Origin of the sequence: Olsenella sp. Marseille-P4559 (genome assembly GCF_900605015.1) — a bacterium.
Lineage (GTDB): Bacteria > Actinomycetota > Coriobacteriia > Coriobacteriales > Atopobiaceae > Tractidigestivibacter.
The window spans coordinates 875,045-898,107 of the sequence record NZ_LR027574.1 but is presented as its reverse complement, the minus strand read 5'-3'; the positions used below and the strand labels follow the sequence as shown (position 1 = coordinate 898,107).

Sequence of the window (23,063 nt, the reverse complement as noted above, 5' to 3'; positions counted from 1 at the left end):
CCATGCCGTCGTTCAAGATCTCGGGTGTCGTGCCCCCCGTTGTCACGCCCGACAACCCCGACTTCAGCGTAGACGTCGCATCGTTTGAGCGCCTGATCAATCGCATGCTTGGCGCGGGTGTCGACGGCTTGTTCTTCCTGGGCTCAACTGGCGAGGTTGCGTTTGCCAACGATGCCCATAGGGGCCAGATTGTGCGAGAGGGGATCCGCATCACGGCCGGCCGCGTTCCCGTGCTGGTGGGCTGCATCGACACGGAGACGGACCGCGTGATCGAGCATGCCAAGCGCGCTCGTGAGCTTGGCGCGGATGCCATTGTGGCCACGGCCCCATTCTATGCACTCGGTGGCCTGGCAGAGGTCGAGGAGCACTTCCGTATTCTGCATGAGGAGATTGACCTGCCAATCCTTGCGTATGACATCCCCGTCTGCGTACACACCAAGATTCCTTGGAAGCTTGCCCTTAAGCTTGGCGAGGACGGCGTTATTGCGGGCGTCAAGGACTCCTCGGGAGACGACGCCGGCTTCCGCTACCTCGTTCAGGAAAACGAGAAGGCCGGACACCCCCTGAGCCTGCTCACCGGTCACGAGATCGTGGTGGACGGTGCCTACCTGTCCGGTGCCGATGGCTCCGTCCCCGGGCTTGCCAACGTGATCCCAGAGCCTTACGTTGAGCAGTACAAGGCATATCGTGCCGGCAACTGGTCTCGCGTCAGGGAGCTCCAGAATCAGATTAACGAGGTCTCACATATCTTTGATGTCACTACGGGTGTTCAGGGGTATGCGGGTGGCGTGGGAGCATTCAAGACCGCCCTCAACCTCATGGGCATCTTCGACCACGACACCATGCCACGGCCAGTGAAGTCGCTTGCGGGGGCCAACCGAGAGGCAATCAGGAAGGTCCTCGTCGATACCGGTGTCATAACCGAATAGGAGGCAGGCCATGACAGGCAGAGCGCTAAGGGTCGTTGCCATCGACATTGGTGGAACCAAGGTGGCGTCTGCCCTTGTGACCTTGGGAGATGGTCAGGTGCCCCGCGTGGAGGGCTACGGGAAGCTCCCTACCGAGGCAAAGCTGGGCGGCAAGCATGTTCTCGAGGTTGTCATCGAGTCTGTGAGGCGCATCGTAGAGGTCGCTGGTGGCAAGGTCGATGGCATTGGCGTCTCCACGGGAGGGGTCGTAGACCCCCTTACGGGTGACATCACCTATGCCAACGAGATGATGCCCGGCTGGGGAGGGACCCATCTTGGCGCTAAGCTCAACGCCGTGTTCGGCGTTCCCGTTCGCGTCATGAATGACGTCCACGCCCATGCCTTTGGCGAGGCGAGCTGGGGCGCCGGGCGCGGCATGGGCAGCGCATTCGTATGCGCGGTGGGAACCGGCATCGGCGGCGCATTCGTCGACCACGGGCGCCTCCTCCTGGGGGCCCATGGCGCAGCCACGAACATTGGGCACGTCACGTGTACCGATGCCGCAGGGGTGCCCTGCCAGTGTGGCGGCATGGGGCATGTGGAGACCATCGCATGCGGCCCAGGCATCCTCGCGCGATACATCGAGCTTGGGGGAGACCCGCTTCAGCCCGACGGCATGCCCACAGATGGTGCAGACATCAGTCGCCTTGCGGAGGAGGGTGACGAGGCCGCCAGGACAGCGGAGGCCCGCTCCGGCCATGCCTTGGGGGAGGTGCTTGGCTCTATGGTCAACATGTTTGACCCGGAGTGCGTGATCCTTTCGGGTTCGGTGGCAAAGTGCGGGCCCGTCTGGCACGCTGCGCTCAAGAGCGGTTGGGACGAGGCGGTGATGCCACCCCAGGCATCCACTCCCATTAGGGACGGATCCCTGGGTGACGATGCGCCGCTTATCGGTGCCGCACAGAATGTCGTGAGCTCGGCGTACGTCGGCCTGCAGGCTGTGTGCGCATCCCCCTCGACTGGTGCGCAACACCATTGATGTCCTAGCATAGGCATGCGAAGCAATGTCGTCGACATGCGGAAAGGCTGAATGACATGGATGTTTCCCCGCTTGTCCAGTCCCTCAGGGGAAGGCTCATCGTAAGCGTTCAGGCGTATCCTGGCGAGCCGATGCGCCATCCCGAGACCATGGCCCAGATTGCCCGCGCCTGCGAGCTGGGCGGTGCTGCGGCAATTCGCTGCCAGGGCCTCTCGGATATTGCGGCTGTCAAAGGTCGCGTCGAGATTCCCGTCATCGGCCTTTGGAAGGAGGGGCATGACGGCGTGTATATCACGCCCACGCTGCGCCATGCCATCGCGTGCGTCAACGCTGGCGCCGACGTGGTGGCCCTTGATGCGACCGCCCGCCCGCGTCCAGATGGTCGCACGTTCGAGGAGACCGTCCGTGAGCTCCGTGCCCAATGCGACACGCTCGTCATGGCTGACTGCATGACCATTGGGGACATCCGCCGTGGTGTTGCCTGTGGCTGTGACATTGTGTCGACCACGCTCTCGCATAACAAGGCCGCCATCGATACCGCCCTCGAAGATGGCCCCGATATCGCTTTGCTCGCGCAGGCGGCCAACGAGTTCCCTGGGTTCCCCATAGTATGCGAGGGTCACATCCACACGCCGGCCGACGCCCGCGCCGCCATTGACGCGGGCGCGTGGGCCGTGGTCTCAGGCACTGCGATTACTCACCCCACGAGTATCACGAGCTGGTTCAAGGCGGCACTTGAGGCGTAGCGACAAGAGAGGGGAAGCACATGGCAGAGGGCATTGTTCCCGAGAAGGCAGCGCCACTCGATGCGGCAGCGGCTGCAAAGGAGGCACTCAACGAGGTCGAAGGCGAGCCCTTCCCTGCTGACATCTACGTCGCACCACAGCTCACCTGGGCGGTTATTGGCTGTGGCGTGATTGCCAACCAGATGGCAGCCTCGCTTGCGCTCTCGGGGCGCCACATCTACGGCGTGGCCAACCGGACACGCGAGAAGGCCGAGGCCTTCGCAGCCCGCTACGGTGTCGAGCGCGTGTATGGCACGGTCGAGGAGCTCTACCGGGACCCGCGCGTGGACGCCATCTACATCACCACGCCGCACAACACGCACATCCGCTATCTGCGCGGAGCGCTCGCGGCAGGCAAGCACGTCCTCTGCGAGAAGTCCATCACGCTCAACTCCGAGGAGCTCGACGAGGCACGCGCACTCGCCCACGAGAGCAGCGCAGTCCTCATGGATGCCACGACCATCCTGCACATGCCACTTTACCAGGAGCTTCTCCGCCGTGCCAACACGGGAGAGTTTGGCACCATGAACCTGGCCCAGCTCAACTTTGGCAGCTACAAGGAGTACGGCGACCTTACCAACCGCTTCTACAACATCGGCCTTGCGGGTGGTGCCATGCTCGACATCGGCGTCTATGCGCTCTCGCTCATGAGGCTCTTCATGGCAAGCCAGCCCACGGAGGTTGTTTCTCTCGCCAACCTCGCCTCGACCGGTGTCGACCAGACCTCGGGCATCGTGTGCAGAAACGATCGGGGCCAGATGGGCGTCCTGTCGATCACGCTCCACTCAAAGCAGCCCAAACGCGCGGTTTTGAGCTTCGACAACTGCTATGTCGAGGTCACGGACTATCCGCGTGCGGACACCGCGGCCATCGTATGGACGGCGGACGGACGCCGCGAGGAGGTCCATGCGGGCCGATCCGGGTACGCCCTTTGCTACGAGATTGCCGACCTCGAGCGCGCGGTTGCAGGGGATGCCCAGGCCGCCGGCCTTCTCGACTACGCGGCCGATGTCATGCAGATCATGACGCGCCTGCGCCGCGAGTGGGGCGTCGTCTATCCCGAGGAGCGTGCGTAGGGCGCCGCGACAGGTGCCACCTGCGCTCCGATTGTGTTGCGGCGCGCAACGCAATCGTCGGCGAATCTGTTGCGACCTGCGCGCGTCACACAATCGTTTCCGAATGTGTGACGCGCGTGGGGTGCTGCTCTGCGGCAATCCCTATACTTGAAGCGACTCGAAAGCAGAGGAGGGCCGAATGCCAGACGAGAGCACAGGACAGACCATGCGTGATGCCGAGAACCGCGACCGCGTCCCCGACATCGTGATCATTACGGGCATGTCGGGTTCGGGCCGCACGCAGGCACTCCATTGCTTCGAGGACATGGGCTACTTCTGCATCGACAACCTCCCCCCGCGCCTGGTCCCACAGCTTGCGGATCTTGTGGGCATCAACTCGGGCGTAGGCCGCCACCTGGCCGTCACCTGCGACCTGCGCAGCCAGGGCCTCTTTGACGAGCTTACGGACACCATCCGTCAGCTGGGCGAGCACGAGCTCTCCTGCAAGCTCCTCTTCCTGGACGCCTCCGACGAGGTTCTCGTGCGCCGCTACAACGAGAACCGCCGCCGCCACCCGCTTGCCGTTCACGGCGAGACCGTCGGGCATGCCATCAAGCGCGAGCGCCGGCAGCTCAAGGACGCACGCACAATGGCCGACCTCGTCATCGACACGAGTCGCATGCGCACCTCGACCCTAAGGACCCGCCTCAACACGGTCTTCTCGGAACTCACCGAGCAGCAGCTCCTCGACGTGAACGTCTTCTCGTTTGGCTTCAAGCACGGCATGCCCTCCGAAGCAGACCTCATGATCGACGTCCGCTTCCTGCCCAACCCCTTCTATGACCCTGAGATGCGCCACCTCACGGGCAATGACGAGAAGGTCGCCAACTTCGTGCTGGGCAACAAGATCGCACGCGACTTCATGGATGCCTGGCTGCGTCTTCTTGACGTGGCCATGCCTGGCTACGTCGCCGAGGGCAAGGCGCGCCTTTCCATCGCCGTGGGTTGCACGGGCGGCCAGCACAGAAGCGTCGCCATTGCCAACGCGACGGCCGCCCACCTCAAGGCGCAGGGCTACCGCGTCAACCTCTTCCATCGCAACCTCCCCGAGGCGCTCTCTTCAGCCGCCTCGGATGTCGCGACGGACCAGAGGTAGCTCATGTCCTTTACGGCTCAGGTCAAAGACGAGCTTTCGCGTGTCGAGCCCACGATGCGCATGGCCGAGCTTGCCCAGCTCTCGGCTCTTGTCCGCGTCTGCGGCACCATGAGCTTCCACGGCTCGGGGCGCTACTCCATTCGCATTGCCACCGAGACGGGCGCCGTGGCGCGCACGGTCATCAAGCTTACGCATCGCGTGTTCGACCTCGAGACCTCGCTCACCGTGCGACGCTCGGTGCTCCACAAGACGAGAAACTACCTCATCGAGATGCCCGAGCAGGACCGTCTGGCAGATGACCTCGCGAGCCTGGGCATTCTCGTCCCTGGTCACGGCATTGCGCTCGGGGTGCCCGAAGGCCTCCTCAAGACGCAGGAGGCGCGGGCAGCCTTCGTGCGCGGCGCCTTTATGGCGGGTGGGTTTATCGCCGACCCGCGAGGCGACTTCCACCTGGAGATTGCGGTGACAGGGGAGGAGTTCGCCCACGGCCTAGCCGACGTGATTTCCACCCTGGGTGTCTCTGCGCGCATCAACAGACGCCGCGGGGCCTATGCGCTCTACCTCAAGAGCTTCGACGATGTGCTGCGTCTCCTGCGCGCGATGGGGGCCCAACGCATGGCGCGTGTGGTCGAGGTTGCGCGTGCGAGAAAGTCGGTCAAAAACGATGTGAACCGCCGCGTCAACGCAGAAGTCGCCAACCAGGCGCGCTCGTCCTCTGCCGCGGCGGCCCAGCTTGACCTCATCGATCGGGCAGACGAGCTCTTAGGCCTCAAGCATCTCCCACCGGCCGTCCGCGAGTTCTGCGCGGCGCGCAGGGAGCACCCCGAGTTGTCGCTTGCGGCGCTGGGCGAGACCTTCGACCCTCCCGCCTCAAAGTCGGCCATGTACCACCGCCTGCTCAGACTGGAGCAGCTTGTGGGGGCCGAATCTGGGACTGAGAACGTTTCCACATCAGGAAATCGATGATATCTGATATAAACATGCAGGTAGACTGCATCACATACTATATTTTGTGCAAAAATGCGTCCACAATTTTGCCAGCGTTGCGGATTGCTCGCTTTAGAACGGCAAACGTGCGCTAGAATAGCCCTAGCAATGGCGTTTCGGCGTTGTTACAAGGTCCGCCGGGGGGAGGCCCCGTCGGCCACTCGAAAGGAGATAGCATGGCAGTTAAGGTTGCAATCAACGGCTTCGGTCGCATCGGTCGCCTGGCGTTCCGCCAGATGTTCGGTCACGAGGGCTCCGAGATCGTCGCCATCAACGATCTCACCTCTCCCGAGATGCTTGCCTACCTGCTGAAGTATGACTCCACGCAGGGCAACTACTCCCGCGATCACGAGGTCACCGCTGGCGAGGACTCCATCACCGTCGATGGCAAGACCATCAAGATCTACAAGGAGGCCGACGCCAACAACCTGCCTTGGGGCAAGCTCGGCGTCGACGTCGTCCTCGAGTGCACCGGCTTCTACACCTCCAAGGCCAAGTCTCAGGCCCACCTCAACGCTGGCGCCAAGAAGGTCGTCATCTCCGCTCCTGCGGGCTCTGACCTCAAGACCATCGTCTACAACGTCAACCACGAGACGCTGACCGCCGCCGACGACATCATCTCCGCCGCCTCCTGCACCACGAACTGCCTCGCTCCCATGGCCAAGGGCCTGAACGACTACGCCCCCGTCGTCTCCGGCATCATGACGACCATCCACGCCTACACCGGCGACCAGATGATCCTCGACGGCCCGCAGCGCAAGGGCAACTTCCGTCGTAGCCGTGCTGGCGCAGAGAACATCGTCCCCAACACCACCGGTGCTGCCAAGGCTATCGGCCTCGTGCTTCCCGAGCTCAACGGCAAGCTCATCGGCGCTGCCCAGCGTGTCCCTACGCCCACCGGCTCCCTCACCAACCTCTACGCGGTTGTTAACAAGGAGGTCACCGTCGAGGGTGTCAACGCTGCGATGAAGGCCTTCTCCGAGAAGATTCCCGAGACCTTTGGCTACAACGAGGACCAGATCGTGTCCCGCGACATCGTCGGCATGACCTACGGCTCGCTCTTCGACGCCACCCAGACCATGGTCAACCCGCTCGGCAACGGCCAGAGCCTCGTCCAGGTCACCTCTTGGTACGACAACGAGAACTCCTTCACCTCTCAGATGGTCCGCACCATCAAGTACTTCGAGAAGTTCGTTGCCTAGTTCGACGCTTCGGTGAGGTGACTATGGGGCGCGGTTTGCAGCTTTCGGGCCGCGGCCGCGCCTCTGTTTTCTGCACGCATCGACAATAAGGAGTGAGCATGGCTTTCACCAAGAAGACCGTTCGCGACATCGACGTCGAGGGCAAGCGCGTCCTCGAGCGCGTCGACTTCAACGTGCCTCTGAAGGATGGCGTCGTCACCGACGACACGCGCATCCGCGCTGCCATCCCCACCATCAAGTACCTCAAGGAGCACGGCGCTGGCATCGTGCTCATGAGCCACCTCGGCCGCCCCAAGGGCGACGGCCCCGAGCCCGAACTCTCGCTCAAGCCTGCTGCCAAGAAGCTCGCCGAGCTCACCGGCTACGACGTCAAGTTCGTGGACGACACCTACGGCGCGAAGGCCACCGAGGCCGTCAAAGCCGTCAAGCCGGGTGACATCCTCGTCCTCGAGAACGTCCGCTTCGACAAGCGCGAGAAGAAGAACGATCCCGAGATTGCCAAGAAGCTCGCCTCCTACGGCGACATCTTCGTCCTCGACGCCTTTGGTACGGCCCACCGTGCGCAGGGCTCCGTCGTTGGCCCTGCTGCCTACATCCCTGCGGCCGCAGGCTTCCTGCTCGAGAAGGAGGTCGACACCCTCACGTCGATCTTCGCCGACCCCGAGCGCCCCTTCGTCGCAATCGTAGGCGGCTCCAAGGTCTCCTCCAAGATCACCGTGCTCGATCGCCTGATTGACTCCGCCAACACGCTCATCGTGGGCGGCGGCATGGCCTACACCTTCTTCCTGGCTCAGGGCTACACTGTGGGCACCTCGCTGCAGGAGCCTGACTACGTCGAGGAGGCAAAGAAGCTCCTCAAGAAGGCCGAGGACAAGGGCGTCAAGCTGCTCCTGCCTGTCGACAACGTGGTGACTGACAGCTTCGACAGCCCTACCGCCAAGGAGGTCGTTGACTCCGACAAGATCCCCGACGACCGTATGGGCATGGACATTGGCCCCAAGACCCGCGAGCTTTACACCGAGGCCATCAAGGGCGCCAAGACCGTCTTCTGGAACGGCCCCATGGGCGTGTTCGAGAAGGACGAGTTCGCCGATGGCACCAAGGCCGTTGCCGAGGCCGTGGGCGAGGTCAAGGCCAACGGTGGTACCTCCATCATCGGCGGTGGCGACTCTGTTGCCGCTATCAACAAGTTTGGCCTGGCTCCCAAGATGAGCTGGATCTCCACGGGCGGCGGCGCCTCGATGGAGCTTGTTGAGGGCAAGGCCCTTCCTGGAGTGGAGGCGCTTCTCGATGCGTAATAGGATGATTGCCGGCAACTGGAAGATGAACAAGACCTATGACGAGGGCGTCGTTCTCGCACAAGGTCTGGTCGACGAGCTCAAGGACGGCACGGGCTCGGTGGACGTCATCGTCTGCCCGCCCGCCATCGATGTCAAGGGCGTCGCCGAGGTCATCCAGCAGGCCGCTGCCCCCATCGCCGTGGGCGTCCAGAACGTCTACTGGGAGGAGAAGGGCGCCTACACGGGCGAGACCGCTCCCGACATGATCACCGCCGTGGGTGCCACCTACTGCATCATCGGCCACTCCGAGCGTCGCGGCTACTTTGGCGAGACTGACGAGGATGTGAACAAGAAGGCCAAGGCCCTCATGGCTCACAGCATTGTCCCCATCTCTTGCTGCGGTGAGTCCCTCGAGATCCGAGAGGCCGGCAAGCACGTCGAGTTCGTGGTCGACCAGATCAAGAAGGACACCGAGGGCCTCGTGATCGACGACCCCTCCAAGTACGTCGTCGCCTACGAGCCCATCTGGGCCATCGGTACCGGCAAGACCGCTACTGCCGATGACGCCGAGGAGGTCTGCGGCGCCATCCGCAAGACCCTGGCCGAGGTCTTCGGTCAGGAGACGGCCGACGGCATCCGCATTCTCTACGGCGGCTCTGCAAAGCCCGAGAACGTCGGTGGCTTCCTCGAGAAGGAGGACGTCGACGGCGCGCTCGTCGGCGGTGCCTCGCTCAAGGCCGACAGCTTTGCCGCCATGGTGAGGAGCGCCATGGCGTAGGGCCTGCCCATATCGTTGTCCGCTGGGAATGCGCGACTCGTGGTCCCGCACCCGCTTGGGTGCGGGACCATGTCTTGGGGTCCCGAGTACGGACCTCCTGTCACGAATTGACGGTTGGTGGCAGTTTTTGGTGGCATCCCCGAGTAGCAAGTCATTCGAGTTTTGATGGTTCGCAGGTCAGCGAATTGGCACCAGGCAAACCACATATCAAGAATTTGCCGCAAACTGCCACCAACCGTCAATTTGGTGTTTGGGATTGGACTCCTGGATGGGATCCGATCCGCAGGGCCTATGTAGACGGGTAGAGCGGGGTGCCCAATCCGTGCGCCTATGCTATCCTACATTCTGACTGTATCTGCGATCTCTGTACTTAAAGGAGCCCCTGTCCCATGACCGTCCTCAACGTCATCCTCCTTGTCCTGCTCTTCCTATCCGGCATCCTCACGGTAGCGCTGGTGCTCATGCACTCCGGCAAGGGGACGGGTGTCTCGGACATGATCGCATCGTCTCTCTACAACGCTTCGGCAGGGTCCGGCATCTGGGAGAAAAACCTCGACCGGCTGACCGTCATCACCACCGCAGTCTTTATCGTGTGCGTCATTGTCATGGCCATCACGTTCCCCACGGCTACACTGGGCGTTTCGGTGGGATAGAACCGCAGCGCATATCGTATCTTCGGGCGGTGGGGTGCCTTGGGCATCCCGCCTTCTCTATGGGCTTGCAGCACGTTCATTAGTACAAATGCTCATTAATAACGTAGCAATGGTTTGTTACTGTTTGTTTCAGATTGTGACGAAAGCTTTCCATACGGTTACAACAGCTAGCAAGCTTTGGTTCTTCACTAGTATCCATCCGATTCAAAGCCTAATGTTTACAGTGAAGAGGTAGGGGATGGGACCTTACCACAAAGGACGGTGGCCGCGCATGCTGCCGCCGTTGGGGACTTAGGAGGAGACGTATGACTCAGTCAAGTGTGACAAGGCGCGGCTTCGTGAAGGGCGGCCTTGCCGCAAGCGCGCTCGTTGCCCTCGCGGGCTGCGGCAAGAAGGGCGACTCCGGCTCTGCCGGGACGGACTCTTCGCCGAACAGCGGCTCGGCTGCGTATGATGACAGCGCAACCGTCAAGTACTACATCAGCAATCCCGATTGCATCGACCACTACAACCTGAACGAGGACCAGGGCACGCAGGTCGGCTACATGGTGTTCGACTCGCTGACCGACTACGACTTCAAGGCCAAGTCGCTCGTCCCCAAGGCGGCCGAGTCCTGGGAGTCCAACGATGATGCCACCGAGTTCACGTTCCACCTGCGCCAGGGTGCCACGTTCCACAACGGTGACCCCGTCACCTCGAAGGACTTCAAGCGCGGCTGGACCCGTGTTGTGAGCCCCAGCTTTGCCGTCAAGTCCGCGGGCACGCTCGACTACCACCTGGGCCTCGTGAAGGGCCATGACGAGGTGCTCGCTGGCACCACGAACGACTTCTCCGGCCTTGAGTGCCCCGATGACTATACCCTTGTCGTCAACCTGACCTCGTCCTATGCAGACTTCCCCTATGTCTGCTCCCACCCTGCATTGGCCCCTGCCCCCAAGGCAGCCGAGGATGACCCCGACTCCTTCTACACGGCCCCCATCGGCAACGGCCCCTTCCAGATGGACGGCTCCTGGGCCGACGGCCAGTACATCAACCTGAAGCGCTTCGACAACTACTACGGCGACAAGCCGACGGTTGCTGCCATCCAGTACAACATCCAGAAGGATGTCGCGACCGCGTACCGCGAGTACCAGGCCGGCAACTATGACATCTGCACGGTGCCCTCCGCCCAGATCTCGGACGCAATCAGCCAGTACGGCCAATCCGACGACGGCTACACCGCAACACCCAACAAGCAGATCATGACCGGTGCCGAGCTTGCCACCTACTACATCGTCTTCAACGTCAATGACGAGGTCCTTCAGGACGCCGACGTCCGTCGTGCCATCTCGCTTGCCATCAACCGCCAGGCCATCGTCGATACCCTCTTCAGCGGTATCCGCCAGACTGCCTCCGACATCCTTCCTCCCGCAATGGACGGCTATGTCGAGAACTCCTGGCCTTACGCGCACTATGACAAGGACGCCGCGACCGCGCTCCTCGACAAGAACCACCCTGCCGACGCCTCTGGTAGCCGTGGCATCTCCATCCAGCTCTCCTACAACCCTGAGGGTGACCACAAGTCCATCATGGAGATGGTCCAGGCCGACCTCCAGGCTGTGGGCATCGACGCCACCTCCGACACCCGCGAGTGGTCGACGATTCTCGACGACTACCGCAAGGGCAACTACCAGTCCGGCCGCCTCGGCTGGACGGCCGACTACCCCATCCCCGACAACTTCCTGTACTCGCTCTTCCGCTCTGGCTCGGGCGACAACATGTCGGGCTTCTCCGATGCGGACGTCGACGCCAAGCTTGATGCCGCCCGCACCACGGTCGATGATGACAAGCGCATCGCGGCGATGAAGGAGGTCGACGCCATCATCGGCGAGGCGTGTCCGTGCGCGCCGATCATGTACTACTCGCACCTCACCGCCACGTCGAGCAGCATGCTCTCCTACTACTTCGATGCTGGCCGCCGCAACCACGTCGAGAGTGCCCAGAAGTCGAAGTAGCGCTCTTTAGCGCTCCTCCCGCATGGTGCATCCCACATGCTCCAAACAGGGCGGGACGTCCGGAAGGGCGTCCCGCCGTCGGTGGGGGAGAGCGCTCGGCGCAAGCGAGGGAATCTGGCAGGTAGACAACGGGAGTCCAAACATGGGCAAGTACATAGTCAAGCGAGTGCTTCAGTTCATCCCCGTCTTCCTGGGCGTCACCATCATCATGTTCCTGCTCCAAAACGTCGTCCCTGGCGATCCCATCAAGCTCATCGCTGGCGACAGGGCCATGTCTCCCGAGACAGAGCTGGCCATCAAGGCGCAGCATGGCCTCATTCTCACCAACGATGACGGGACGCCCAAGCTAGACGAGAACGGCGAGGCAACCCCCACGCCGCTCATCCAGCAGTACGGCACCTACCTCTGGGACCTTCTCCACGGCGACCTGGGCACGTCGTACAAGCGCTCCCTTGCGGTGAGCGACATTCTCTCCCAGAGGTACCCATACACGGTGAGGCTCGCCATCGTGGCAATCATCCTCGAGGCGGTGGTGGGCATAGGCGCGGGCATGATATCCGCAATCAAGCGCTACACGTTCTGGGACGTGTTCGTGACGCTCTTCACCTCGATAATGGTCGCCATGCCGGCATTCTGGCTCGGCATGCTCCTGCAGCTCCTCTTTGGCATCTGGATGAAGGGGTGGACGGGCGGAGCGTGGTACCTGCCCATCTCCGGCGCTGGTGGCGTCAACGGGGAGTTCGAGGACTGGGTGTACTACATCCTGCCTGCCATCACGCTCGCCTCGGTCTCCACGGCATACGCCGCGCGCATCATGCGTTCGCAGCTGCTCGAGGTCATGAACCAGGACTACATTCGCACGGCGCGTGCCAAGGGTTGCTCGCGTAGGCATGTCATCTTCCACCATGCCCTCAAGAACGCGCTCATACCTGTCGTGACCTACATCGGCATCGACTTTGGCACCATGCTCTCCGGTGCCATCCTCACCGAGACGGTCTTCAACTGGCCGGGCGTTGGCAACGAGATATACCAGGCGATCACGCAGCGAGACTGGCCCATCGTCATGGGCGGCGTCACCGTCATCGTGATCGTCGTCATGGTCATCAACCTCGTGGTCGACATCAGCTACGCCTTCCTGGACCCCCGGATCAGGTTTGGCGCACCCAAGGACAGGGCGTAGGGAGGTGGGTGACATGGAGAGCAAGGATATGGAGCATGAGAAGGTCGTTGGCAAGGATGCCGCCGGCGAGGGCACAGGGACGGACGCGCCGTCCCGCACGCTCTGGAGCGATGCCTGGCACCGTCTGCGCAGGAACAGGCTCGCCGTCATCGCCATCATATGGATATCCATTATCGTGGCCATAGCCATCACAGCAGACCTCTGGGTCCCACAGTGGCTCGGCTCGCCCACCGACACCGATACCACGATGAGCTCTACGATGTCCAAGCTTCCCCCCTCGGCTGAGCATCCCTTTGGTACGGACGCCCTTGGCCGTGACGTCTTGTGCCGCGTCATCTACGGATCGAGGATCTCCCTCGCCGTCGGCGTGCTCGCAACGGCCATCTCGACGGTGCTGGGGCTTATCATGGGCGCCCTGGCTGCGTATTATGGCGGCATATGGGACACCATCATCATGCGCCTGGCCGATATCTTCCTCGCCTTCCCGTACACGCTCTTCGTCATCGTGCTTCTGGCGGTCATAGGCCAGGGCATCCAGAACGTGTTCATAGCCATTGGCATCCTGGGGTGGCCCTCCATCGCCCGCGTGTTCCGCTCGGCAATCCTCTCGGTCAAGGAGAACGACTACGTCGACGCCGCGCGGGCCATGGGCGCCTCTGACGCCCGCATCATCGCACGGCACATCTTCCCCAACTCGGTAGCGTCCATCGTCGTCTACGCCACGATGAACATCGGCGGCGCCATCCTCACCGAGGCGGCTCTCTCGTACCTGGGCATGGGCGTCACGCCCCCCAACCCCTCGTGGGGCATCATGATCCAGGATGGCCAGCAGTACCTCGCCACCCAGCCCTGGCTCATGCTCATGCCGGGTCTTGCGATCCTCACAACGGTGCTCGCCTTCACCCTCCTGGGCGACGGCCTGCGCGATGCCCTCGACGTCAAGATGAAGGACGCATAGCCATGTTCAAGAAGAAGACGCGGGTGCAGATGCACCTCAAGGAGCAGCCGGTCCCCGAGGGAGAGCACCTCCTTGAGGTCGATGACCTCAAGATGTACTTCCACACCCAAGATGGCGTGGTCAAGGCCGTCGATGGCGTTTCCTACACGCTCGATAGGGGCGAGACCCTCGGCGTGGTGGGGGAGTCTGGCTCGGGAAAGTCCGTCACGCACCTCACCATCATGGGCCTTGTCGACATGCCCCCAGGACGCATCGAGGGTGGGGACGTGCGCTACCGCGGCCAGTCGCTCCTCAAGATGAGCGAGGAGCAGATGCAGGACATCCGCGGCAACGACATCGCCATGATCTTCCAGGATCCCATGACGTCGCTCAACCCGGTCTACACCATCGGGCGGCAGCTGGGCGAGGGACTGCGGCTGCATCGCGGCTACTCAAAGGAGGAGGCCCTCAGGCGCTCCGTCGAGCTTCTTGACATGGTGGGCATCCCCAACCCCGAGCAGCGCGTGAAGGACTACCCGCACCAGTTCTCAGGCGGCATGCGCCAGCGCGTCATAATCGCCATGGCCCTTGCCTGCGACCCCGACATCCTCATCGCCGACGAGCCCACCACGGCCCTCGACGTGACCATCCAGGCGCAGATTATCGAGCTCATGCGCGAGGCGCAGGAGAAGAACGGCAACGCCATCGTCATGATTACGCATGACTTGGGCGTGGTGGCCGACGTTGCCGACAAGATCATGGTCATGTACGCAGGCCATCCCGTTGAGTTTGGCCCCGCCGACCAGATCTTCTATCACTCCTCGCACCCCTATACCTGGGGTCTCATCCGCTCGATCCCCGACCCGGTCATGACCGAGAAGCACCCGCTCACCCCCATCAAGGGCAACCCGCCCTCGCTCGTGAGGCTCCCCTCCGGCTGTGCCTTCTCTCCGCGCTGCCCCTATGCCACGGAGCGCTGTCGCACCGAGAGGCCTGGGCGCATCGAAGTGGCGCCGGGACATTATGCGAGCTGCCACTTTGCTGCCGACCCAGGCTTCGTAGCGAGAAATGCGCCCAAGACGGGCCATGCCGCAGCTGGCAATGCCGTTGGTCCGAAGGGAGGCGAGGCCTGATGGCAGAGCCGCTTCTCAAGGTCGAGCACCTTACCAAGGAGTTCCCGGTGGACTCAAGCGTCTTCTCCCGTGAGAGGCGCAAGGTCTCTGCCGTTAGCGACGTGAGCTTCGAGATCTATCCCGGCCAGACCCTTGGCCTTGTCGGCGAGTCTGGCTGCGGCAAGTCCACAACCGGTCGCTGCATCATGCGTCTCATCGAGCCAACCCTTGGCTCGATCACCTTTGACGGCCAAGACGTCATGAAGATGGGCCGCAAAGGGCTCAAGGCCATGCGGCACAACATGCAGTACATCTTCCAGGACCCCTACGCCAGCCTCAACCCGCGTATGACCATCGGCGAGATCGTGTCGGAGCCGCTCCAGATCCACGGCCTCATGCCCGACAAGGCCGAGCGAACCAAGTATGTGGCGTCCCTTCTCGACATGGTGGGCCTCAACCCGGAGCACATCAACCGCTACCCGCACGAGTTCTCGGGCGGCCAGCGCCAGCGCGTGGGGATCGCGCGCGCCTTCGCCATGAAGCCCAAGCTCATCATCTGTGACGAGCCGGTCTCGGCACTCGACGTCTCCATCCAGGCCCAGGTGCTCAACCTCCTGGCCGAACTCCAGCAGGAGTTTGGGACTGCCTATCTCTTCATCGCGCACGACCTCTCGGTAGTCCAGCACGTCTCCGACCACGTGGCCGTGATGTACCTGGGCAACCTCATGGAGTACGCAGACTGGAAGGGGCTCTACGAGAAGCCCTGCCATCCCTATACGCAGTCGCTCCTCTCGGCCGTCCCCGTGCCCGACCCCGACATCCAGCACTCGCGCAGACGCGTCATCCTTGCCGGAGACCCGCCGTCGCCCATCGACCCGCCCACGGGCTGCCGCTTCCATACCCGCTGCCCCCTTGCTACGGAGAAGTGTTCACAAGAGCATCCGGAGCTGGCGGACCTCGGGGAGGGGCACCTCTGCGCCTGCCACTACGGCAGGCCGTTCCCCATCAAGGATTCGTCGATCGAACTCTGAGGGAGCATCAAAGCTCAAGGTCCTCTGCCCCGCGGCGCCACCGGATGCGCGCCGCGGGGCGTTTTGGTCGTTTGGTTTACACCTCGTTTTCCATTGTGTAACCAGACCGAGGTGCTAGACTACCTCATATTGTGTCGTGCCGCGTCAGACCCATGTGGCGTTGCGTGGCACGCGGCACATGGGTGGCTGTTCGGTGGCTTTTGCGTCCCCCTTTGTTGTGCCAGGGGGGACATTCGCTCCGTATGGCCCGGGCGAGCGGAACCCCCAAGGGGGACGCGTGGGCCTTGCGCCCTGCTTCCCTGCGGTTGCGCGAACGGCACAAAGGAGTCTCGATGGCACGATTTCTAGGGTACCTGGCCAAGAGGGTCGTCAACTACATTGTGATGATCTTCGTTGCGACCTCGCTTACCTACTTCCTCGCGTGCGCCTTCATGAGCCCGCGCTCGAATTTCGAGTCGCGCACGCCCCGGCCGTCCCAGGAGTCCATCGAGGCCTCCCTGGACAAGGCCAACTTGAACGACAGGACTCCTGTCACGGAGCGCTACCAGCGCTGGCTCTCCGGCATCGTGACCGATTGGAACTGGGGCCTCTCTCCTGTGGGCGGCTCGGTGAACAACGAGATTGCAGGCCGCATCGGTGCCTCGGTCAAGCTCATGCTTCTCTCCACGATCCTCTCGATCGCGATCGGCGTGAGCCTGGGCGTCTACACGGCGCAGCGTCAGTACCAATGGCAGGACCGCTTTTGGAGCGGCCTGGCGTCAGTGTTTCTCGTCATCCCTACGGTCGTTCTGGCCATCCTTATCGTGTTCTTTGCCATCGAGATGAACCAACAGACGGGACAGCGCATCTTTTACGTCACGGGCCTCTCGAGCTATGACGGACCCAACGTCTTCGTCGCGCTCATCGACTTCCTGCAGCACATCCTTCTGCCCACGATCGTCCTTACCATCATCAGCGCCGTGGGCTACCACCTCAACCAGCGCACCTACCTCCTGGACGAGATGCACGCGGACTACGTGCGCACGGCGCGCGCCAAGGGCCTCACCAAGAAGCAGGCCATCCGCAAGCACGCCCTGCGTGCCAGCCTTATCCCCACCTCGGTGAACGTGGCCTTCTCCATCGCGAGCATCTTCACCGGTGCCGTCATGACGGAGAAGATCTTTGCCATCCATGGCATGGGCGAGTACTTCATCAACTGCATCAATAACAACAACATCAACGGTGCCGTCGCGGTCGCCGCCTTCTCTGGCGCCTGCACGCTCGTGGGAGCCCTTCTCGCGGACCTCTTTGCCGCGGCCCTGGACCCCCGCATCAAGATGGGCTAGGGGGATGGCAATGGAAGAGCAGGACAGCAAGGACACGCAGCTCACCAACGCCCAGCTCGAGCTCCAGGCCGACGCTGCCGGTCCAGGCGAGGTCAGGCGCATTAGCTATGCGGGCCTTATCGCACGCAGGTTCTTTAGGCAGAAGAGCGCCGTGGTTGGCCTTACCATCCTGGGCATCCTCGTGCTTCTGGCCGTCTTTGGCCCGCTCATCTGCAAGTACGACTACACCGACCCAGACTTCACGGCCATCAACGTGGCGCCCAACGCAAGGCACTGGTTTGGCACCGACGGAGGCGGCTTTGACCTCTTCGCCTGCGTGGTTCACGGCCTGGGCCGCTCGCTCGTGATTGGTCTTACCTACGCCATCCTCACGACCGCCATCTCGGCTATCGTGGGCACGGCCATCGCTTACGCGCGCGGCTGGGGCGAGAAGATCGGCATGTGGTTTCTCGACATGCTTCTCGTCATCCCGAGCTTCCTCTTGGTGGCCATGATCGTGCGCGCCGCCTCGGGCACGCAGGGTTGGCTCATGCTCATCCTGGGCCTTACGGCCTTTGGCTGGATTGGCTATGCGAGGACGCTGCGCACCATGGCGCTCTCGCTGCGCGAGCGTGACTACGTTCGCGCTGCCAAGTACATGGGCGTACCCTCTTTCAAGATCATCATCCGCCACCTGATTCCCAACCTGGGTTCGATCCTGATCATCGACACGGTCCTCGGCGTCATCAGCGGCATCAACTCCGAGACGGCCTACAGCTTCCTGGGCCTGGGCATCAAGGCGCCTGACACCTCGCTGGGCTACATCCTCTCCCAGGGCTCCTCGGCCATGCTCTCCGCCCCGTGGATCGTCCTCATCCCCTCGGTCGTCCTCATCATCCTGTGCGTGAGCATGCAGCTCATTGGCGACGGGCTGAGGGACGCCTTCGACCCCTACTCCCGCGCCGCGGGCGAGGTGGCCGACGAGGAATCCAAGAAGGACGAGGCCAAGAAGGCCGCCGCGACCGCCGCTGGCGTCACGGCTGGGTCCGACCACGAGTAGACGGAGACGTACGCATGTCTGACACCAACAGCACGAAGACCATGGACGACACGCTCCGCTACGAGCTGCTCGAGGCCAACGGCCCCAAGGGCGCGCCCATCGGTGACCCCATCATGGGCGTCCGCAACCTGCACGTCTCCTTCAACACCGAGGCAGGTGTGGTCCACGCCGTGCGCGACGTGAGCTTTGACCTCTGGGGCGGGCGCACGCTGGGCATCGTAGGCGAGTCCGGCTCGGGCAAGTCTGTCACGGCCCTCTCGCTCATTGGGCTTCTCGACGACAACGCGCATGTCACAGGCTCGGTCAAGCTCAATGGCGAGGAGCTCATCGGCAAGAGCGACGAGGAGATGTCCAAGATTCGTGGCGCGCGCATCTCGATGATCTTCCAGGACCCGCTCTCGGCGCTCACGCCCATGTTCTCGGCTGGCGACCAGCTTGCCGAGGCACTGCTCATCCACAATCCCGACATGCACAAGGATGAGGTGCGCAAGCGCTGCATCGAGCTGCTCGCCCTCGTGGGCATCACCGACCCCGAGAGGCGCCTTGACGCCTATCCGCACGAGTTCTCCGGTGGCATGCGCCAGCGTGTGGTCATCGCCATCGCCATTGCGAACGACCCCGACATCATCATTGCCGACGAGCCCACCACAGCCCTCGACGTGACCATCCAGGCGCAGATCCTGGACATCTTGAAGGTTGCCCAGAAGGAGACCGGTGCCGCCGTGGTGCTCATCACCCACGACCTTGGCGTTGTTGCCGGCACGGCAGATGACGTGATGGTCATGTACGCAGGCCGCGCAGTCGAGCGCGCGAGCATCGACATCCTGTTCGACCGCCCCTCCCAGCCCTATACCATGGGCCTTCTCGGTGCCGTTCCCAAGCCGCACATGCCGGCCGAGCATCGCCTGGTGCCCATCAAGGGCAACCCGCCCTCGCTCGCTGCCATCCCGGCAGGATGCCCCTTCTCGCCGCGCTGTCCCATGGCAACCGACGAGTGCCGCGTGACCGAGCCTGACCTCCTCCCCATCGAGGCAGGGGAGGGCCACCTGGTCTCCTGCCATCACATGGACAAGATCCACGACGGCAACCTCACCTACGTAGACGTCTACCCCGCGCTTGAGCCCCTGGTGCCCAAGTGGGCCGACGTCCCCCGCGACCAGCGTCCCGTGGTGCTCGAGGTGAAGGACCTGGTGAAGACCTTCCCCATCCAGAGCAAGGGCCTCATCCGCAGGAACAGGGGGACCATGACGGCCGTCGACCACGCCTCCTTCGCCATTCATGAGGGAGAGACGCTGGCCCTGGTAGGCGAGTCCGGCTCGGGCAAGTCCACCACGCTCATGCAGATCATGGACCTCGTGGTGCCCGAGGGGGGCTCGATTACCGTCCTTGGCAAGGAGACCTCTGGGCTGAGAAGCGCTCGCGACCGTCGCGAGCTGCGCCGCAACCTCCAGATCATCTTCCAGGACCCCATGAGCTCGCTTGACCCCCGCATGCCCATCTACGACGTGCTGGCAGAGCCCCTCGAGGCCCAGGGCTGGGACAAGCCCAAGATCAACAAGCGCATCGGCCAGCTCATGTACCTCGTGGGCATCAACCCCGATTACGTCGACCGCTTCCCGTCGCAGTTCTCGGGCGGCCAGCGCCAGCGCATCGCCATTGCCCGTGCCCTCGCCACGAGCCCCAAGCTGCTCCTTCTCGACGAGCCCATCGCGTCGCTTGACGTCTCGATCCAGGCCGGCATCATTAACCTCCTCGAGGACCTCCAGGTCCAGCTCAAGATCTCCTACCTCTTCGTTGCCCACGACCTCGCCGTGATTCGCCACATCTCCGACACCGTGGCCGTCATGCACCTGGGCAAGATCGTGGAGTACGGCGATACCGAGGAGGTCTTCACCAACCCCCAGGACCCCTACACCAAGGCGCTCCTCTCGGCCATTCCCATCCCTGACCCCAAGGTCGAGCGCACGCGCGAGCGCCTCGTCTACAGCGACGGGAAGCTCATCCCCGCCTCGAGCCTCATCCCCACGTCGCTGAGGTAGCGTCCGGGGGCCGTCCCGGCCACAGCTGGTGCAGATCGAGACGGGCCTGGATGACCGGGCCCGTCCCCATGCCTGGTGGCCGAGCAATTGTGTTGGAACGATTACACCAAGGTTTCCAAAGGCCCCGCAGGATCATTTCGATTCAATTACACAGCACCGGTCTGATACCATCCTTAATGGTTCGCCATGAACCGGTATCAGCCGAGAGAATGGGAGAGAACATGTCCGTTTCCAACCTTTCGCGTCGTGCCTTCCTGGGCATGAGCGGAAGCGCCGTCGCGCTCGCGGGGCTGGGACTCGCTGCTTGTGGGTCCGACTCCTCGTCCAGCCCTGACGCCAACGCCACCGGCACCGCCAACAGCACCGACGTCACCGGCGTCGAGCCCCAGAACGGCTCGCCCGCGACCACGCCGCTTGACCAGCTGCCGCTTCCCGAGAAGGGCAAAGTCTACAACAACCCGCTCGACCGCGACCAGATCCAGGACGGCGGTACCCTCACGCTCCCCTCTGGCGAGATTGGACCCAACTGGAACTACCTCTCCGTCGAGGGCAACACCACGGAGATGCACAACATGTGGGACTGGTACATGCCCACCAACCTCTTCATCTCCGATGCCACCGCCTCGAAGTTCGAGCCCAACCCCAACTTCGTGGCCAAGGCCGAGACCACCGACCAGGGAGGCAAGCAGGTCCTGACCCTCGACCTCAACCCCGACGCCAAGTTCAACGACGGCACCCCCATCGACTACCGTGCCTTCCAGGCCGTGTGGACCGTCATGAACGGCACCAACCCCGACTACACCCCTGCTGCCACCGACGGCTACGACCGCATCGAGTCCGTCGAGAGGGGCACCTCTGACAAGCAGGTCGTGATCACCACCTCCAACCCGGTCTATCCTGCCGAGGCCCTCTTCGACCTCGTCATTCACCCCGATGCCGCCGACCCCGAGGTCTTCAACAACGGTTGGAACAACAACCCCCACGCCAGTGACTGGGGCTATGGCCCCTACACCGTGGACTCCGTCGACACCACACAGGTGACCTTCGTCCCCAACCCCAACTGGTGGGGCGACGCCCCCAAGCTCGAGTCCGTCACCTACAAGCAGATGGACTCGCAGGCGCTCTTCAACGCCTTCAAGAACGGCGAGATTGATGCCACCGGCCGGCCGCAGAACGGCTCCCAGGAGATGCTCTCGAACTTCTCCAGCATGGACAACGCCGAGATTCGTCGCGCGAACGGCCTCTCCATCGTCAACATCGAGATCAACGCCACGCGTGGCGTGCTCGCCGACGAGGCCGTGCGCAAGGCCTTTGTGCAGTGCCTCGACATCCCCACGCTCCGCTCCGTCGTGTTCCAGGGCGTGAACTGGGAGGAGGACATCCCCGGCTCCCTGCTTACCCCCACGTGGGCAGATGGCTATGAGAACAACATGCCGGACGACGTCACCAGTCTCACCACCGCCGAGGATCGCACCGCTGCGGCCAAGAAGACCCTCGAGGACGCTGGCTACGCACTTGACTCCGACGGCTACTATGCCAAGGACGGCACCGAGGTCGCCTTCTCCTTCACCACGTTCGGCGACTCCAACACGGTGAAGAACCGCGCCGCCGCCATCATCAAGATGGCCAAGGACGCCGGCATCAAGATCGACCAGGACGCCAAGCCCTCCTCTGAGTTCTCCACGACGCTCAGCAGCGGCTCCTGGGACATCTGCCTCTTCGGCTGGGTCTCCACGCCCACGTCGATCTGGAACGGGCCCCAGATCTACGGTTCTGACTCCGCTTCCAACTTCACGCACCTGGGCAGCGCCGACCTCGACGCCGAGCTGGCCAAGGTCATCTCGATCGAGAACCACGACGACCAGATGAAGGCCCTCAATGCCGCCGAGAAGAAGGCCCTTGCCTCCTACGGCTTCATCCCCCTGTACGCCGGCCCCGATGTCGTCGTGACCAAGCAGGGCCTCGCCAACTACGGTCCCGCGCTGTACCTCACCGTCTCCAACGAGAACATCGGCTGGGCAAAGTAGGGTAGAGCCTCTCTCATCCTAGGTTTTGGCGGACGCCGCCGTTCGGGTGACCCGGGTGGCGGCGTTTCGCGTGCAGGGGGCGGGTTCTCAGCTTCTGCGCGAGTTGTGCGCGCTGGCGAGAAAAACTTGCAATTCGTGCTTGCCACCGTGCGGCTGTGTGATAAGATACTCCTCGCGTTCAAGGCGCATGTCGGAGTGGCGGAATTGGCAGACGCGCTAGCTTGAGGTGCTAGTGACTGACTAAAAGGTCGTGCGGGTTCAAGTCCCGCCTCCGACACCACGAGCGTTCGCGGGTCCCCGGAGACGGGGACCCGCTTTTTGTCAACGGAGGGCCTGCGCAAACGGGCCTTGCTACGATGCCGCACTCGCGCGGGCCGCGGGCACGGAAGGCTCTGGTCTGCCCTATGGGTTGTCAATCAACCGCCATCAAAAGGCTTGATGGCAAGCAGGAGACGCGCCAGCAGAAAAACACCCTTTGAAAAAGGCGTAGTATTGTCGGACGCTCAGTGAGAAAAACCAGAGGCTGTGAGGGTGTG

At 62.9% G+C, this 23,063-nt stretch carries 19 protein-coding genes and 1 tRNA gene; all 20 read left to right on the top strand.

Going from position 1 to position 23,063, the window contains the following annotated elements:
* Positions 1 to 2 precede the first annotated feature (2 nt).
* Entirely contained in the window at positions 3 to 929 is a 927-nt protein-coding gene (locus E0E00_RS10265) for a dihydrodipicolinate synthase family protein (protein WP_130812409.1), read from the top strand.
* A gap of 10 nt (positions 930 to 939) precedes the next feature.
* On the top strand, positions 940 to 1,947 hold the full coding sequence (locus tag E0E00_RS10260) for an ROK family protein (protein WP_130812408.1): 1,008 nt from the start codon (positions 940 to 942) through the stop codon (positions 1,945 to 1,947).
* 56 nt (positions 1,948 to 2,003) lie between these two features.
* Complete coding sequence (locus E0E00_RS10255) at positions 2,004 to 2,693, top strand: N-acetylmannosamine-6-phosphate 2-epimerase (protein ID WP_130812407.1); 690 nt, start codon at positions 2,004 to 2,006, stop codon at positions 2,691 to 2,693.
* 20 nt (positions 2,694 to 2,713) lie between these two features.
* Positions 2,714 to 3,808 (top strand): Gfo/Idh/MocA family protein, encoded by a 1,095-nt coding sequence (locus E0E00_RS10250; RefSeq protein ID WP_130812406.1) that lies wholly within the window; start codon positions 2,714 to 2,716, stop codon positions 3,806 to 3,808.
* Between the two features lie 178 nt (positions 3,809 to 3,986).
* On the top strand, positions 3,987 to 4,943 hold the full coding sequence (rapZ, locus tag E0E00_RS10245; protein ID WP_242622235.1) for an RNase adapter RapZ: 957 nt from the start codon (positions 3,987 to 3,989) through the stop codon (positions 4,941 to 4,943).
* Between the two features lie 3 nt (positions 4,944 to 4,946).
* Positions 4,947 to 5,909 carry a DNA-binding protein WhiA gene (gene whiA, locus E0E00_RS10240; protein WP_130812405.1) on the top strand — a complete coding sequence of 321 codons (963 nt, stop codon included), beginning with the start codon at positions 4,947 to 4,949 and terminating at the stop codon, positions 5,907 to 5,909.
* 197 nt (positions 5,910 to 6,106) lie between these two features.
* The gene (gene gap, locus E0E00_RS10235) at positions 6,107 to 7,132 is read left to right on the top strand and encodes a type I glyceraldehyde-3-phosphate dehydrogenase (RefSeq protein ID WP_130812404.1); all 1,026 of its coding nucleotides are present in this window, start codon (positions 6,107 to 6,109) and stop codon (positions 7,130 to 7,132) included.
* A 98-nt stretch (positions 7,133 to 7,230) separates the two neighbouring features.
* On the top strand, positions 7,231 to 8,430 hold the full coding sequence (gene pgk / locus E0E00_RS10230) for a phosphoglycerate kinase (protein ID WP_130812403.1): 1,200 nt from the start codon (positions 7,231 to 7,233) through the stop codon (positions 8,428 to 8,430).
* A complete protein-coding gene (tpiA, locus tag E0E00_RS10225; protein ID WP_130812402.1) occupies positions 8,423 to 9,190 on the top strand; it encodes a triose-phosphate isomerase in 768 nt (255 codons plus the stop codon). Before pgk ends, tpiA begins: the two co-directional genes overlap by 8 nt.
* A gap of 389 nt (positions 9,191 to 9,579) precedes the next feature.
* Positions 9,580 to 9,843, top strand: coding sequence for a preprotein translocase subunit SecG (gene secG / locus E0E00_RS10220; protein ID WP_130812401.1), 264 nt, complete (start codon positions 9,580 to 9,582; stop codon positions 9,841 to 9,843).
* A 305-nt stretch (positions 9,844 to 10,148) separates the two neighbouring features.
* Positions 10,149 to 11,837: an ABC transporter substrate-binding protein gene (locus tag E0E00_RS10215; RefSeq protein WP_130812400.1), complete on the top strand. Its 1,689-nt coding sequence runs from the start codon at positions 10,149 to 10,151 to the stop codon at positions 11,835 to 11,837.
* A gap of 142 nt (positions 11,838 to 11,979) precedes the next feature.
* Complete coding sequence (locus E0E00_RS10210; RefSeq protein ID WP_130812399.1) at positions 11,980 to 13,017, top strand: ABC transporter permease; 1,038 nt, start codon at positions 11,980 to 11,982, stop codon at positions 13,015 to 13,017.
* Positions 13,018 to 13,045: 28 nt separating this feature from the next.
* Entirely contained in the window at positions 13,046 to 13,975 is a 930-nt protein-coding gene (locus tag E0E00_RS10205; RefSeq protein ID WP_207302744.1) for an ABC transporter permease, read from the top strand.
* A gap of 2 nt (positions 13,976 to 13,977) precedes the next feature.
* A complete protein-coding gene (locus tag E0E00_RS10200) occupies positions 13,978 to 15,087 on the top strand; it encodes an ABC transporter ATP-binding protein (protein ID WP_130812397.1) in 1,110 nt (369 codons plus the stop codon).
* Positions 15,087 to 16,097 carry an ABC transporter ATP-binding protein gene (locus E0E00_RS10195; RefSeq protein WP_130812396.1) on the top strand — a complete coding sequence of 337 codons (1,011 nt, stop codon included), beginning with the start codon at positions 15,087 to 15,089 and terminating at the stop codon, positions 16,095 to 16,097. Before E0E00_RS10200 ends, E0E00_RS10195 begins: the two co-directional genes overlap by 1 nt.
* A gap of 332 nt (positions 16,098 to 16,429) precedes the next feature.
* Entirely contained in the window at positions 16,430 to 17,422 is a 993-nt protein-coding gene (locus E0E00_RS10190; RefSeq protein ID WP_130812395.1) for an ABC transporter permease, read from the top strand.
* 10 nt (positions 17,423 to 17,432) lie between these two features.
* Entirely contained in the window at positions 17,433 to 18,461 is a 1,029-nt protein-coding gene (locus E0E00_RS10185; protein ID WP_242622234.1) for an ABC transporter permease, read from the top strand.
* A 14-nt stretch (positions 18,462 to 18,475) separates the two neighbouring features.
* On the top strand, positions 18,476 to 20,500 hold the full coding sequence (locus tag E0E00_RS10180; RefSeq protein ID WP_130812393.1) for an ABC transporter ATP-binding protein: 2,025 nt from the start codon (positions 18,476 to 18,478) through the stop codon (positions 20,498 to 20,500).
* 221 nt (positions 20,501 to 20,721) lie between these two features.
* Positions 20,722 to 22,527 (top strand): ABC transporter family substrate-binding protein, encoded by a 1,806-nt coding sequence (locus E0E00_RS10175; protein ID WP_130812392.1) that lies wholly within the window; start codon positions 20,722 to 20,724, stop codon positions 22,525 to 22,527.
* Between the two features lie 189 nt (positions 22,528 to 22,716).
* Positions 22,717 to 22,807 (top strand) — tRNA-Leu (locus E0E00_RS10170).
* Positions 22,808 to 23,063 lie beyond the last annotated feature (256 nt).